The organism is Halocynthiibacter sp. SDUM655004, from assembly GCF_026015885.1.
Classification (GTDB): Bacteria; Pseudomonadota; Alphaproteobacteria; order Rhodobacterales; family Rhodobacteraceae; genus Falsihalocynthiibacter; species Falsihalocynthiibacter halioticoli.
Map to the genome: position 1 here is coordinate 1 of NZ_JAPDUG010000005.1, position 14,360 is coordinate 14,360.

Genomic DNA, 14,360 nt, shown 5'->3' on the forward strand with positions numbered 1-14,360 from the left:
CCTGAAACCTTGGCCCTCGCCGAGAGCAGGGGGGGAACCGATGCAATGCTGAAATCCAGCCCAAAGGGGAGGGGGATCACCCGGCAACGCAGCCCGCAGGGACCGTTGGTGGGGACACCCCTTTGGGCGCAGTATTTCGGGGTTGCATTGGGGGACCGGCGGTCCCCTGATCGTCGTGCAGCGGCGTTCGGCTTGCCCGAACCCCAAACGGCCAACAAAGACTCAGGGTGTTGAACGTCTGATATCTTTGACCTTCACGTCACAAACTGACACAAATTCAGAAAATTGGTAAAGCCGACCATCGCGCAAATCGCGGCACAGAGCGCAAAAAATCCAAGAGTTCCCGATGCTGCGGTCTGGCTAAACAGGTAACAAGCCCGCCTTGCCACCTTAAATCGTTCAAGGGGCGGCCTTATGCGAAACCCTGCAAAAGTGTTGGTGGTCGCGATGCCGCTTCACCAGACTAGCCATCTGCGATAGGTTATCTCGTACCCGACTGAAAAGACCACTTGGAGCGCGTAAAATTGGATCATGGAAACCAGAAAAGGCCTCCGTTATCAGCTCGGGCGGCGAGCGCGACCGGGCGTTCGGCGCTGTTTTTGGCTAAGGCCGCTGGGAAAGCTGGTTGGGCAATCGCCAAGCCTGTGGGGCGGCAGACAGGTAAGCTCGCCGCAAAAGGGGGTAAAGCGGTCAAAGATCACGCGGCTGAAAAGTTCGCAGAATTTGAGCTGAGACATACCAAGTACACACCGGACAACTTCTTCGAAAAAGGTGCGATCTCGCTAGAAGACCTCGTCGATGCGCTTTTGATTGAAAAACGCGGCACGTCGGCAAGGATTGTTACAGCGCTTTCTGGGAAACTGGCTGCGGCCGGTACGACAGCAAGTCTGTTTTCCATCGCATCCATTCTTGGAACGGCAAGTACGGGAACGGCCATCTCTTCACTTTCAGGCGCGGCTTTCAATAGTGCCGCGTTGGCGTGGATCGGTGGAAGCGTTGTAACTGGCGGGTGGATCGTCTTGGGCGTAGCCGCCGTTGGAGGAGCGGTCGCATATTTCGGGTCTCGCAAGCTTGTTGGGAAATGGACCGGAGTAAGGCGCAAGAAAAAATCCTTGGACCCGCAAGAAATGCGGTTCGTCGAGACGTGTTTGATGTTGGCAACGGCTTTTCGTGAACGGGCCAAACAAAACGCCGTTTTGGACCCTCTCACTGCTGAAGCCCTGCAGCAGAGCGTAAAACATGACCTCCTCGAACAGTTGGATGACTGCATTGCCAAAGTCAGCGATTGGCCAGAACTTCCGCTGATGCGGCTTGAAGATCGCAAGGTAGATCTGGTCGAGTTATTCGACGCCTTACCAACGGCTCACGTTCAAAATCCGTCAGTCAGAAGAAAATCCACAGCTGCTGCCCCTGTGGTTACAGGTGTCGTATCCGCCACGATCTTGAAATTGATGTCGGACACCTTGCCTTCGTTTACGGAAGATGAAGAACTGGTCCTTCAGGCGCTACGTCGATCGAACAACAGCCTTGCTCATGCCAGTGAACTTGAGCTGTCTGAATATGTGCAAGCCCTATCCGTTGAGCAAATTTCAGGGCTCAAGAATAACGTAAAGGGAATCTACCACGAACTCGCGTTTCAGCGGCAAGAGAACCTTGACGGCGACGAGTACATCGTCGAGCTTTTCGGCGACACGAACCATGCCGGCGCAGATGTCCGGATTATCAATGTCGAGACCGGCGACGTTTCCGAGGTTCAACTCAAGGCGACAAATTACGCGTCGTATGTACGTGAACACAACGAAAAATACGAAAACATCGACGTGCTCGTGACTAGTGAGGTCGCCGGCTCTTCGCCAGATTGGTCTTCCTCTGAGTTCAGCAATGCTGACCTTACAGCTGATACGTCCTCGACGTTACACAAGCTCGGGCACGGAGCCGACGCGGACATTGTAAACAGTATGGGCGTTGCTGCGATGGTGACACTTGCGGCCAATGCCAAGTCCATGTTGAAGGGTGATGCTCTTTCAACTCAAGCGAAACAAAAAATCATTCAGGACGGTGTGGTGGCTGCAAGCGTTGCCGGATTGGTGCAACTTATTATCTAGCAAAAATAACGCTCTACTGTATTTACGATGCGATAGGATCCTTCCGCACTCGCTGCTGATCAGTAATGCCGCGATCCCCTGCCTGTGGCCAGTGGGGCATTCTGCACGCTGTACATATGGCTTGAAGCGCCATAGATAGGACCGCTCTTAGCAGATGTCTTTGGGTTCTAAGATTATGTCGACCTACTTCATGAAGTTCTGTCGGCAAAAAATATTTGATAGCCTTGATCACTCCTACGCCGAACGTGCGGGCGTGTATTGGAAAGGTCCCAATTCAAGAGATCTTCATAGGAAGAAAATTGAGGCCCTTTTACATATCCCTTGGCCGACATTGTCGTCAGCCAAGCGTCAGTTTCATCTTCGTTTTGTATTTCATAGAGACGCTCTACAACTTTTAAGAAGTCCTGTTCAACGTGGTTTGAAATGCCCGAATTGTCGGCAACGTAAATTTCAGTAAGGTAGAACCGTCCGCGCCTGCTTCCATTCGACCTGCCGTTCTTTTTGAAAGTTCGGTACGAGGCCTCAATATCCCAAGGTTTGTCGCCATGCACTAGTTTGTACTTGAAGCTTATCACCCAAATCGGTGGCGAAAATCCAAAATTCTCATCGGCTGACCTACATAATCCTCGACCATAGCCGCGCTCCGTATCATCGCCCGCAAAGTAGTTTAGAAACAGCAGTGTAGGGTCCCTAGGATTTCGCGCAGTGCCGCCAGTAATGCCGACAAAAAGCTCAAAAATCGAGGCTATACTTTCCGCGGTGTGAGACCCAAAAATCTCTTCATCTCGGGCAAACGTCTTTTCCATATGATCCCCGTAGAAGGTCGAAACAGCCTAACTCAACTGTCTGATAGTACCCTAATTTGCATTCAAGCCATGCGCTCGAACACCGAGTTTGGCTTTCCAGAATGCCTCTCGCGCCAGGATATCTCCTAGCGACATGTCGGGCGAAGCAACCTCCAAGATTGCTACTTCATAATCTTGGTGGTCTGCCTCGCGAAGCCGCACATTACCACCGTGACCATTCAGCAAATATTGGCGCCAGCGCCCCATAAAGCCATCTACCCCCGTCGCCGAACCCACATATTGATCACCGTTGCCCGCAATCAATAAGTAAACCCCTCGAACCCCTTCAAGAGAACCTGTCCACGCTTGCGGAAACCTTGGAATCTCACTGATCCGCGACAGGAAATTCGAAAAACCTGGGAAAGGTGGCTCCTCTGCCTGTAGGCGGATTTCTAGAATAGCCTTCTGCATTACATGCGCCCGTTGGGACCAGGCTCTTCCTCCAGGACCCCAGTTAATGAGTAGGCGTTCTGCATATTCACCGCCCCGTTCGATCCACTCCAAATCAAATGCATCAACATTCTCACGGCCAATTTCCCCTTCAATTATCTGCATGTCTTGGATTTGCGGCAGTCGGGCTCCATCCCATGCCCAATGATCGGCGATGCGTGTGGTTCCAACATAAAGCGCGGTCAACGTCCCATCCGGCAGGCTAGAAGCAGGAAGGAAGTGGCACGCGACTTCAGCTCCACCATAAGGCGGGGGGTTTCGCCTTTGAAAACTGGCAAAACAGCCGAATGCATCTGGGCCTCCCCGACGCCACGCGGCAACACCCCGTGCATCGTGACGAAGTAGTCTGACTCTCGTCGGGTCCAAATCAATCTTTCTCAGAAATTCAGTGAATTGAAACATGCTTCTCCCAACAGGTCATATAACAGACTGTCGATAATCATTGTCACTTGTTTTCTTTGGGTTAAGCCTTTTGTCACTTTGGATAGTTACTAGAACCTTCCGCGGCGACGGTAGCCACGTCGGACAGGTTTTGCAAACTGGACAACTGGCAACGGGCTGGCCTCACTGATCAGTCTAGCGAACTCCACTTTTGGAAATTCGAAGAGATAGCGTCGTCTGCCTTGTGCGGCTGTAAGCAAACACAGATTATCGCCGCCAAAGTCAAATCCGATGATCTTGCCCAATGATCCCCATTCTTTGAGAAGTCGGGTTTCCTCGCAGTAGACGGTATATATGTGTACGCCGTCGAACCGTTCCGGTAAATTTTCCGAAAGCATCCTTTCATATTGAATCAGATCAGTTGGGCGGCGGCGTCCATCAATAATCCAAATCACTTGTCCATAGAAATTTGTGCGCTTTTCCACTTCGTCCGGCTTGATAGCAGAGTGCTGGAACTCGATCACAAGGCCATAGGGGGTCTTTACGTCAGCTATATGAAGCTCACCTGTTTCGTCGCGAGCTGGCACCTCTTGCCAGTCGGTCATAAACTGGTTTTTCCAGTCGCGGTGCCACTCGGTTTCGTTTTCCCACCAATGATCGCAATGACGGCGACCTTTGTGCGCCCAATGCCAAACCTTCTTTGTGCCGCATCGGGCAAACATTTCAGCATTACAGCCTGGACAAACGCCTTTGACACCGGGCGTCGCTTCAACTCGTTGATCATTCAAAAGCGCAAATCGCATTTTGTTTAAGTGGTTACTCCACAGGATGTTGCCAAGAGTAAGGAAGGTCATAATGTGTCCAACATCTCTAGGTATTGCTCCAAAAGAGGAGTTGATCGCGGCGATCCGCCGTATGTGTCCTGAAGAAATCCCTCAAAACAGAGATAGAAGGGGCTGTCTGCCCCCGCGCCCTGCGGGCCGCTCCCCCGAGGATTTTTAGGGGAAGATGAATGAAACGAATTTAAGGGTAGATTGGCGGACAACACCCTATCGGTGTGCGGGATGGGTACATAATATTGTTGTATTATAGACAATATTGTAATATTGCAGAGAGCTGCGGACCTAGCAGGGATGCGACGGTGCGTGGAAGGTGAAAAAAACTCCGGTTGGATTTACCGAAAGGGCCGGGACCGCAAGGTTTCGGTCCTTTTTCTTTGAGAGGACGCAAATGAAATTCGTTTTGATATTGGTGCTGTTCAATTTGCAGTCGGGGTCAGAGGTGATCACAGCGGAATTTGACGACATGCAAGCCTGCGAAGACGCTGCGCTGCGCACGTTTCAGGGCGTGGACGCTGCTGTCGAGTTGCGGGCGCTGGTGCCTGTCGAGGGTGCAACCGTGCTGGATGGCACGATGATAGCCTATAATGCTGATGGTGCGGAAACGGGAATGTATAGTTGCAGCCCATCACGCTCGACAACTTTGGGAGAATAGAATGCTGGAAGAACTGAAGTGGGCTTGGGCGAAGATCGTTACCCTCTGGGCAGATCGGGCCTGCCCTGGGCAGGAATGCAGCGAAGGAAATGGCGCGGCTCTGTAAGAGACGTTGAATGACTATCGCAGCACTGGGCGCAGGGTGGGGCTGTTCTGGGTGTAAGCCGTCCTATGCCGGCTGAAACCTAGAGCTGGTCGCACGCTTGAGTGCGACGCCCCAAAAATTTCACTATAAGGGTGAAAAACGGGGCCCAAACAATGTGCAATCTTTACTCCAACACCATCCCGCAAGAAACGATGCGAAGGCTATTCGACGTAAAACCCGAGAATGATCAGCTCGGAAATGCGCAACCTCTGACAGCAATTTTTCCAAAAGGGGACGCTCCAATTATCACTCTCGACGCTGATGGTGAGCGACGCTTGGAAGTGTCTCACTGGGGTTTCGTGCTGCCGCAAAAATCCAAAGTGACGGGAGAACCAATCCAGCCCAAGGCCGTGAACAATGCGCGTGACGACAAGCTGCTGACTTCGAGATTTTGGAAAACCAGCTTTGAAACGCGGCGTTGTCTCGTTCCTGCGACCAGTTTTTGTGAGGCCAAGGGAAAAAAACCGGCGACGTATTACTGGTTTGGGCTGAAAGGTGAAGACGCGCGACCGCCGTTTGTATTTGCCGGGGTTTGGCGGTTTTTCAAAGGCCAATACGGACAAGAAAAACGGTCGCTGGTGACATCCTCGATCATTACGACAAAGCCGAATGAACTGGTGCGCGACGTGCATCCAGACCGAATGCCCGTGATCCTGTCGCCTGAAAATCTCGAAGTTTGGCTTCACGGTTCGCCCGAAGATGCCTTTCCGTTGATTGCACCTTTTCCATCCGAACAAATGACGATCCACAAGCGCGGGGAAGCGCTCAAATCTGACGCTGGATAGCAAAACAATCATCTGTTCTGCTGATCTTTGCGCTCGGCCAATGCTTTCAAGCTGCCGACGAGATTCAGAGTACCGTTGCGGGCTGCATTGGTCATGCCCCGAAGGTATCCGCCGGGGTTTTGAACACGGATTTCCGGTGTAAACCTGTTCGCATCCGTGATGATCAAGGCGAGAAGGGCATCATTGTGACCCATCACTTCGCAAGCGTCACGCCACGCCGTTTGATTAATGCCCAATTCGGGAAGCATCTGCACGGCTGCGGCAGAAACGTCATGCTCGGTGGGTTGTCGTCCGCAGGTCCTCGCGTCGATGTAGAGCTGCATGTCCGGTGATGCGAGCCCGTAAAGGATCGGTCCTGACAGCTTTAATCGAATTTCGCCCTTGCTTGTCTCGCACGACTTTTCATTATCTTTTTCTCTGCAATGTTCAGGGCCGTTAGGCTCTGAACTAATAAACTCAGTGTGCGCGGGCTTGCCCGCGCTCCTTTTATCCACGCCTGCGTTACAGACAGGATTAAAGTCTTGGGTTGTATCTTGTATATAGGGGGTAGCACTTGTGCTGCACCCGTGTTGCATATTTTGTGTTTCATCAAGCAAAATGATGGTCTGCTGTGTGAGTAAGTCGGCCTCTGCGACGTGCTGACGAAGATCGTCCATGTCAATCCGCCTCAGTTGCCGTGCATCCGGCCACGCTTCGTATTCAGCTTCGATCTGCGACGTGTCGGCCCCAAGGTCGGCCAGGTCATTGATCGCGGCCTTTAGGTGGCCCTTGTGGATGCTGCGTGTGTTGCACAGGAGGTTGCGCTCTTTGTTTAGCGCGGCCTGTTGGTGCTGGTGCGTCAGCATGGCGGGGACCAGTGCGATTGCGCACGAGAAGAACACACCGCACCCATCAAACCCTGACCTGCCGCCATGCGCCATTGTGCGTTTGTCGATCAGGCCCACGTCGGCAAGCCGCTTTTCGTGTCGGGCGATACTGTAACGGGATTTGCTGCGTCTCGCGGCAATCTCGCCCTGCCTACGGTAGCAACAGGGTTCGCGGTCCGGCGACTTCCAGTCGCTTGGCCGGGGATCTTCGGCCATGCGGACGAAAGTGGAAATTTCCGCGTCAGTTAGATTGAACATCGTCGGTGCGACGTTCTCAAACAAACGGATGAAGCCGTCACGCTCCATGCCGTCTGGTAGGGTGGGAAACCCTTTGGTGTGGTGATCGTATTGCTCAATACGAGCTGCAATGCTGTGCATGTCTCTGTCCTTGCTCGGTTTAAGCAGGGCGGAAGCAGGCAATTCTTTATGGTTCGCACAAATGCGTTTTTTGTTGCCAGCTTTGGAAGGGGGTGATAAAACCGAGATCAACAGCTTTTTTGATCTGCTAAAGAATTGGCGTTCTTTGGTTTCAGAACCCCCCCGTTAGGTTTCCGCCTTGCGGGGGTTTCTACTTTCTAGGGCTGTTCTCTCCTTTCGATTCTCTTTTTTCCGACGCTCTCAGAATACAGGGTATTGGCCGTTCGGCTATAGTACCTACTGTATGATGCGCCTTGGTCTAACTCTTGTGGCGTTTGGAAGGGTCAGACCAAGATGCAGATGTAGCGAGCGCACAAATGCGTTTTTTTCTTGCTTGCCATGTGGGTGGGGTGTTAGAACCGGACTTGAAAATTCTTGTAGCCGCTTGGGACGCCAATCCCTTGGTTCTAAACCCCCCGTACAGGTTAACCCCTCTGCGGGGGTTTCTCGTTGTACGGCGGGAACTGCTCCTCTGCCTGTTGATTCTTATTATTTGTGAAGACAGGCATACAACGTCTGGATGCCTGTCGCAATTATAGTATTGTTCGTTCGGCGTCATACTACGCCTAGTAGTTGACCTGCTCGAAGCCGTAGTTGCCTTCATAATCCCGCCATTCCACGAAAACAGAGCGATGGAAAATTGACGGGCAGTTGCTTGGATAGTTCTCAAGCCCCGTGTGCGCTGCAGGAAGTGAGCGATAGTCGCTTGATCCGGTCCAGCGAAAATCGCCCTGTGTCCCATAGGTCCCGACGCGCATGGAGAATGATCTGTTGCAATCGTCGTCGCGCCCGCTTTCGCGCTGGCTTGCATAAGTGACGTTGTAGACCCGGATGGACCTCACAAAGTTGAACTCTTGCCCGCTAATGTCGATGTCAGCGCCGCCCCCGTCTTGAACAAGTTGCAATGCGTAGCCTTCTGGGAGAGGGGCCGCAGTCCCGCCGCTGCGTCGAACAACGGCGGGCTGTGGCTCAAGCGCGAAATCCGTGAGTGGTGCGCTTGGGTACGACTGCTGTGGTGCCACATCGTCCAACTCTAGGAGAATGTCGTAGATCCGGTCGGCAGTCAGGTTTCCAGGATCAACAGTGTAGGCCGCGCCCATCGGACAGCGCCAGATTTGCAACGGGGGTTCAACAGGCCAAGGTGTGATCCTGCGGATGAACTCGGCGCGGGCCCGAGCGCATGGGACAGATGCGGGCCAGCCTCCCGATAAGCATAACAAAATTGCGCAATCAATCTGATAGGTCTGGGCTTGCGCGCGTTCCGATGCCGCTGCGATGCCGACTACGGCGGTTGCCAGTGCCAGTGCGCTTGTGCGGAGAATGTTCTTCATGATGTTCCCCTTTCGAAGTAAGATATTATAACGTCGCGGAGCTGTTATAATATTGTTTAATCGAAAGAAGGGACTTAAATCAAGTGATTGTCGTGGGTCAGTTCGCGGCTAATGTGTCATTTCACCCTGTTCAGCAATGGACGCCAATGAACGTAGGCTTTTGCTTAGCGTAGGATGCCACACTCTCCCGCAATGGACCCTAGGTTACAAGCTGGGTCGCTTAAGTAACCGCTTCAAGCCCCATCCCGCCACAAGGATGTGGGGTGGTAGTGCCAAAGAATAGTGACCACAATTTAGCTCCGATAAGCTCGGTTTGGCTCCAGCTTCTAGCAACTTCTCAATGAACGGCTTCGATATGTTTGGCAGTACAACCGTATCCCTCTTTGCCAAAACGACATGGAGGTCTAAGTCAGGCCGTGCCAATCTATCAACGTAGTTTTCCAAGTTGAGTGGGCCCCAAGCCGATCTGAGAGTAGGAAGATCAATCTCTGGTTCAAGACTTTGGCGTATCTTTTGCGTAGCACGACCTGTCCAAACCATGTCCGCGAGACTACCCGCAGTCAAAAACAACGATGCCTTTTTTACAGATGGTTCGTGCGCTGCTACCAGTCCCGCAACCCATGATCCTAGGCTCATACCTAGAACCGAGACATCGCCATATCCTTCAGACTTTAACCAGCCTATCAATCTACGCCCATCAAGCACTGCCTGCCGCATAGACTGCATTGTTCGACCGAGGTTTGAACTAAGAATGTAGTCGGCATGATTTGAACCTGGGCGACTGCGCTCAAAATGGTAAGGCATGGCAATCTCAACAACCGTGATGCCCCGTTTTGAGAAAAAGCTCGCGATCTGACGGTTACGCTTGCTTGCATTCCAGTGATGGAAAACCACTAGAGCATGATCGAATGATCCGCTTTCTGTCACTTTCGCCCAAACTAGGTTGTTTTCCTCGATTTCTGTAGAAATACTTGAGGGAAATTTGATCCACCCATTGAATATTTCCAAACCGGAAATGCTTGAACTAGGATCATCAAAGAACGTGCTATCGTCTACGGCTTCTCCTGCAAGTTCACAAAAATCGGCGAGGCTGGACGTTTCCCCTGCGCGCGGAAACGCAACCTTAGCGTCAAGTTCAAATTCGGCAATTTTCTTTACTTCATCGCCGCGCTGCGCCCGCTGTTCGTCCCAATTATCCAACCATTTATGATACAATCTGATCACCCTTCCGTCCGCCCGCTGTTCGTTTACCTAAATCGGGATCAAAGAGGCCATACACAGCGATCATAATTCCGAAAAACAGTAGGATCGAAAAGCCAGTAAAAGCCCCGATCATTAGATAGCTAATTGTTAAGAGAGAAATGATTGAAGTCATTTTCACCCAGGCACGATGAAACGAGCTATCAAAACCGATTCTTATGGATCCATACAAAAATGGGATGCAGGATGCCAATGTAACCAACAGACTAGTGTAGTGTGTCGGCCGACTTAGTGTATTCTCAGGGTTTGTTACCTCTGATCCGCCCAACGCTGAAAGTATGTCGTCCACCAGCCAACGTGGAAAACTTGTTCCGCTCGATGTCAAATAGAAGCTTTGTAACTTCATGCATGTTGCGACCATGATCCCCAAAAGAGTGCAGCGGAATATCCCACGCATCACTCGCAAGCTCACATCATGAGTGTCCTTTTCTGAGGCATGTTCTGAGTGACGGGCAATGTCCCAGAGGTCGTAGGCCAGCGTATAGAGCAATATGAGCCCGACAAAGAAAAGATAGAAACAGAGACACATGTACAGGTAGGCCAACCCTGTGAATCCAAGAGCTTGCGGCACCGATATGACGTCTGGACGCACGAGCGCCAAAGTCCCCCAGTCTATAGCGTAATCGCCCCCTCCGCTGGTCAACGAGGTAAAGCGAACACCTATCCATTGAAAAAGACCCGCAAAGCCGACGCACATGACAAAAACAGACCAGTACGTTAAGGATGAGCCCTTAATCCTACGAGACCAATCAATCACACTTCTCTCTCGATCACCCTCCGGCAAAAACGTCAAACGTCCTTCATTTTTCCAGAAATGGATCAACTCAATAACGAATGCACAAAACAGCGGTAGTAAGACCATAAATAAGATCGTCCAATTTGGTGCCCAGATGAAACCGACTTGCTTCAAAGACGCACCTGTATCGCCATAGGTAACACTATGGATACCTAAGAAATACGACGATAGCCCAAGCGCTACAGCGCCCGCAAAGATGCAGGAGGGTAGGTCTAGTGGTGAACCAGAGAAAATCGCTTCGGAACGCCTTGCGAGACTAAAGCCTCGTATTTTTTCTGGAAGAACAATGGTTTTTGCGCTCTTTTCTTCCGGCGGATCGGTTGCCTGCTTTTTCTTCGCGGCTCTTCTTTGGCTTTTCAGTCGTTCTTTGGCTGCCGTAAGTTCAGCTTGCCAGAGACTAGTGGCTTCGGGATCGCGACACCCAAAAATCTGTGCAAGCCAACGTATGTTATCTGCACCTATACCATTGTCGTTTGCTTGGAACCAAAGTTGAACAGTGCGCAGGTCGATACCTTTGTTGTTGCCGCTAAGATCGCAAATGGCTTGGGTTAGCGTTTCAGGCGTCCACGGGCCATCTGGGAAGCCATGCAGGTCCAATGGCCGTCCTGCACCCTCCGCCGCAAGACGAGCAAAAAGTCGCTTAAAGTTGTCCCGACTTCGCTGCGGTGCGACAAAATATTTCCCGTTCATATTCAAAACGTTGCAACTCTTTTTTTCGTTCTCTTTCGTTATTTTGCATTCTTTATCGTGCGTCCGCGGAGATAGTAAGCACAACTGACGCGCGAACCTTATTCGGCGCTTTTCAGCCAAAATCTGCGGGGAACTTAACGTGACAAATTCTGCTGACACAGCAACCACGACAAAACTAAAAGTAATGCCAAAAGTTTCGAAGACGACACGAAGCGAGTCTGAGGCGCGTAAAACCGCCGAACCGATCAAGTTCATTCTTGATCAGGAGACTCGGGACGTCGTTGGGTGGCTTTACAAATGGAACACCGGCGCACTCGTTCCGATGTGGAAAGATGGCAAGTGTGAGAATGTCATCTACGAATAATCTTTACGAATGCAGAGCATCGAAAATGATAAACTAAGGTCAGTACTACTGACTTATTTAACATAACTGTTCTTATGCGATAAGTCAGTAGTGCTGACATATATTCCCCGTTGCAGAGATGTGAAGCACATCCCCATTTGATGGCAATCGGAGCAGCGCAGCCGTTCGCTGCGGCTCGCACGAACTGACACAACGCGGGACTTTTCCGCCGTTGCCCTTCCGGGTGTTTGCTGGCGCAGCATCTTCTCACAGGCGCTGCAGACACATCGCTGCGTTGCTGCCGATGTCGTCAAAGCAGACATTGAAAGTTACTCTGAGGGTTGGGATTCAATTCGCCCTTTTGCCGTGACCTGAATAGATCATCGCGGGGCGGTCACAGCGCCAAAGCAAAGAACCACGTCGATAGTGTTGCTCTGTTTGGATCACTGGATGTCATATGCTACCCTTGTCAAAGCCATTCTTTTCCAGAATAGAAACGTTTGATTGCCACCTTTGGCGTTGTTTTGCAAACTTCCAAAGGCAAATCAATTAGTGGTGCTTACTTGATTGCGGTCAAAGCCAGTCAGTTTTTAATTGACACTCCAATCAATCTGAGAACACCCTGACTGCCTTCCAACTCAAGAAATATGCGGACAATTGATGAGCCAGAAAACCTTGCTTCTTCTAAACAGAAAATCCGCCGCCCGTCCGGACGTGCGCGAAGTCTTGAAGTCCATTCAAAAAGATCTGGATATCGAAGTTTGGGTGCCATGGTCGCGCAAGCAACTCCGCAAGATATTGCGCCGCGCGGTTAAGGGCGGAACGAAACGCGTGATCGCAGCTGGTGGTGATGGCACGTTAAACAAAGTCACAAATGCATTGCTTTCTTGTTCTGCTGGCGTCGAAGTCTCTCTGGGATTGGTGCCGCTCGGAACAGCCAATGATTTTGCGCGTGCTTATGGCGATTTTGGGCGAAAATTGGGCCATTCAATCCGAATAGCCGCCACAGGAGAAGCTAGTCCCATTGATGTGGGCAGAATCAACGGCACGCATTTTGTGAATGTCGCCAGCGGCGGGTTCGGTGCCATGATAACGGCGACAACGCCGCAAGAAGTAAAACGCAGATTGGGAGGCTTGGCCTATACGCTTTCGGGTCTGGTGCGGATCTCCGAATTGCAACCTGCACACGCGTCGATCAGCATTGATGGAAGGCCAGCTGTTCCAACGGCCGTCACCGCCTTGGTCATTGCGAACAGTCGCTATGCCGGTGGTGGATTTGATGTGGCTCCAGCGGCGTCTGTTTCAGACGGCTTGTTAGACCTTGGCCTGCTTTCGACAGAAAGCCTGCAAACCGTTTCAACCGGGTTTGCGGGATTTCTGGAGAGTAAGGATCCCGCGTCGACAATCGTAAACAGGTCGCAGGTAAAATCCGCGGTTCTGAAAACCGAGAAGCCGTTCCATCTGAACCTCGACGGCGAGCCTATGGTTGAAACAAAATTCGAAATAGATGTTTTGCCAGGACGCCTGTTGTTTGTTGCGCCTGCTCCAAATTAACGCAAATGAGTTTTAGGCCCATTTTACAAGCCCTCTGGGCGGCCTTGGTGCGGTTTGACGGAAACCATGGCTGGAGCAAAAGCAGTCATATTGCCATGTCCATGATGCTGGCCTTGTTTCCCTTTACGGTATTTGCATTGTCATTGACCCAAGCCGTGTCGTCCGAATTCTCAAGCTTGGATGTCGTCGAATTCATCTATGGAACTTGGCCGGATAGTATAGCGGAGCCCATCGTCATAGAAGTGAAGGCTGTCTTGCGAGACAGCGGTGTTAAGGCAATGACCGTTGGGGGCCTTTTAGCCGTGTTTTTTGCCTCAAATGGCGTGGATGCAATCCGGCAAGCATTGACCGATGCCTATCGTGAAAATGATCCCCGGCCGCTTTGGAAGTCGCGAGTGCTATGTGTTGTGTTTGTCCTGTGCGGATCTGCAATTCTGACAGTTGCCGCCCTTTTGACCTTTGCCGTCCCGCTGTTTTTTGACTTGTTGGAGACGAGTGATGAAACGCATACCGCGACATGGTACGGCCACGAAACCCTACGGCTCGGGGTTTCATTTGTTTTGCTAATTTTTTCTGTGTTTGCGTGCCACCTTTGGTTGCCGGGCACCCATCACACCTTAAAACAGGTCACTCCTGGCGTGGTTTTTACGGTGGTTCTTTGGGTTGCCTCGGGGCGAATTTTCGCTCTCTACGTCACCAGCTTTTCTTCTTATAGCGTTACCTATGCTGGATTGGCCGGCGTCATGGCGGCCCTGGTGTTTCTATATCTGATGGCCACGATATTTGTTATCGGAGCGGAGGTTAATGGACGCCTCATTGCAATCGGTGGTGATGAGATCGACGACGCGTAGAAACCTTCGGAAGTATCCTGTCACCTAGAACCCGTGCGAAGTGATCG

At 51.5% G+C, this 14,360-nt stretch carries 13 protein-coding genes; 6 read left to right on the forward strand and 7 right to left on the reverse strand.

Translation table 11 applies throughout. The features are described from left to right. Positions 1-234: hypothetical protein (locus N9C89_RS15250; RefSeq protein WP_263954892.1), on the forward strand; the 234-nt coding region annotated here is incomplete at its 5' end. A 365-nt stretch (positions 235-599) separates the two neighbouring features. Then, positions 600-2,105: a hypothetical protein gene (locus tag N9C89_RS15255; RefSeq protein WP_263954893.1), complete on the forward strand. Its 1,506-nt coding sequence runs from the start codon at positions 600-602 to the stop codon at positions 2,103-2,105. Between the two features lie 188 nt (positions 2,106-2,293). Here N9C89_RS15255 and N9C89_RS15260 read toward each other — a convergent pair whose 3' ends face one another. The 3 genes from N9C89_RS15260 to N9C89_RS15270 all read right to left on the reverse strand — a co-directional run bounded on the left by N9C89_RS15260 (position 2,294) and on the right by N9C89_RS15270 (position 4,635). After that, a complete protein-coding gene (locus tag N9C89_RS15260) occupies positions 2,294-2,911 on the reverse strand; it encodes a hypothetical protein (RefSeq protein WP_263954894.1) in 618 nt (205 codons plus the stop codon). Between the two features lie 51 nt (positions 2,912-2,962). Then, positions 2,963-3,586, reverse strand: coding sequence for a GIY-YIG nuclease family protein (locus N9C89_RS15265; protein ID WP_263954895.1), 624 nt, complete (start codon positions 3,584-3,586; stop codon positions 2,963-2,965). 305 nt (positions 3,587-3,891) lie between these two features. After that, positions 3,892-4,635, reverse strand: coding sequence for a competence protein CoiA (locus N9C89_RS15270; RefSeq protein WP_263954896.1), 744 nt, complete (start codon positions 4,633-4,635; stop codon positions 3,892-3,894). Between the two features lie 376 nt (positions 4,636-5,011). On the opposite strand from N9C89_RS15270, the gene N9C89_RS15275 reads away from it, so the two are divergent. Next, on the forward strand, positions 5,012-5,275 hold the full coding sequence (locus tag N9C89_RS15275; RefSeq protein ID WP_263954898.1) for a hypothetical protein: 264 nt from the start codon (positions 5,012-5,014) through the stop codon (positions 5,273-5,275). Between the two features lie 258 nt (positions 5,276-5,533). After that, positions 5,534-6,205, forward strand: coding sequence for an SOS response-associated peptidase (locus N9C89_RS15280; RefSeq protein WP_263954899.1), 672 nt, complete (start codon positions 5,534-5,536; stop codon positions 6,203-6,205). 8 nt (positions 6,206-6,213) lie between these two features. On the opposite strand, the gene repC is transcribed toward N9C89_RS15280, so the two are convergent. The 4 genes from repC to N9C89_RS15300 all read right to left on the reverse strand — a co-directional run bounded on the left by repC (position 6,214) and on the right by N9C89_RS15300 (position 11,820). Next, the gene (gene repC / locus N9C89_RS15285) at positions 6,214-7,449 is read right to left on the reverse strand and encodes a replication initiation protein RepC (protein WP_263954900.1); all 1,236 of its coding nucleotides are present in this window, start codon (positions 7,447-7,449) and stop codon (positions 6,214-6,216) included. A 605-nt stretch (positions 7,450-8,054) separates the two neighbouring features. Then, positions 8,055-8,819 (reverse strand): hypothetical protein, encoded by a 765-nt coding sequence (locus N9C89_RS15290; RefSeq protein ID WP_102877862.1) that lies wholly within the window; start codon positions 8,817-8,819, stop codon positions 8,055-8,057. 204 nt (positions 8,820-9,023) lie between these two features. Next, entirely contained in the window at positions 9,024-10,043 is a 1,020-nt protein-coding gene (locus N9C89_RS15295) for an alpha/beta fold hydrolase (RefSeq protein ID WP_263954902.1), read from the reverse strand. Next, positions 10,024-11,820 carry an RcgA family putative transporter gene (locus N9C89_RS15300; RefSeq protein ID WP_263954903.1) on the reverse strand — a complete coding sequence of 599 codons (1,797 nt, stop codon included), beginning with the start codon at positions 11,818-11,820 and terminating at the stop codon, positions 10,024-10,026. The genes N9C89_RS15295 and N9C89_RS15300 overlap by 20 nt, the downstream gene beginning before the upstream one ends. Positions 11,821-12,568: 748 nt before the next feature. Here N9C89_RS15300 and N9C89_RS15305 point away from each other — a divergent pair. Beyond that, on the forward strand, positions 12,569-13,462 hold the full coding sequence (locus tag N9C89_RS15305; RefSeq protein WP_263954904.1) for a YegS/Rv2252/BmrU family lipid kinase: 894 nt from the start codon (positions 12,569-12,571) through the stop codon (positions 13,460-13,462). 47 nt (positions 13,463-13,509) lie between these two features. Beyond that, entirely contained in the window at positions 13,510-14,313 is an 804-nt protein-coding gene (locus N9C89_RS15310) for a YihY/virulence factor BrkB family protein (RefSeq protein ID WP_263954905.1), read from the forward strand. Positions 14,314-14,360 lie beyond the last annotated feature (47 nt).

What these genes read in the sequence shown, in the direction of transcription:
- N9C89_RS15290 (WP_102877862.1), bottom strand. Translation starts at nt 8,819, where the DNA reads ATGAAGAACATTCTCCGCACAAGCGCACTGGCACTGGCAACCGCCGTA.
- N9C89_RS15275 (WP_263954898.1), top strand. Translation starts at nt 5,012, where the DNA reads ATGAAATTCGTTTTGATATTGGTGCTGTTCAATTTGCAGTCGGGGTCA.
- N9C89_RS15260 (WP_263954894.1), bottom strand. Translation starts at nt 2,911, where the DNA reads ATGGAAAAGACGTTTGCCCGAGATGAAGAGATTTTTGGGTCTCACACC.
- N9C89_RS15305 (WP_263954904.1), top strand. Translation starts at nt 12,569, where the DNA reads ATGAGCCAGAAAACCTTGCTTCTTCTAAACAGAAAATCCGCCGCCCGT.
- N9C89_RS15280 (WP_263954899.1), top strand. Translation starts at nt 5,534, where the DNA reads ATGTGCAATCTTTACTCCAACACCATCCCGCAAGAAACGATGCGAAGG.
- N9C89_RS15300 (WP_263954903.1), bottom strand. Translation starts at nt 11,820, where the DNA reads ATGAACTTGATCGGTTCGGCGGTTTTACGCGCCTCAGACTCGCTTCGT.
- repC (WP_263954900.1), bottom strand. Translation starts at nt 7,449, where the DNA reads ATGCACAGCATTGCAGCTCGTATTGAGCAATACGATCACCACACCAAA.
- N9C89_RS15270 (WP_263954896.1), bottom strand. Translation starts at nt 4,635, where the DNA reads ATGACCTTCCTTACTCTTGGCAACATCCTGTGGAGTAACCACTTAAAC.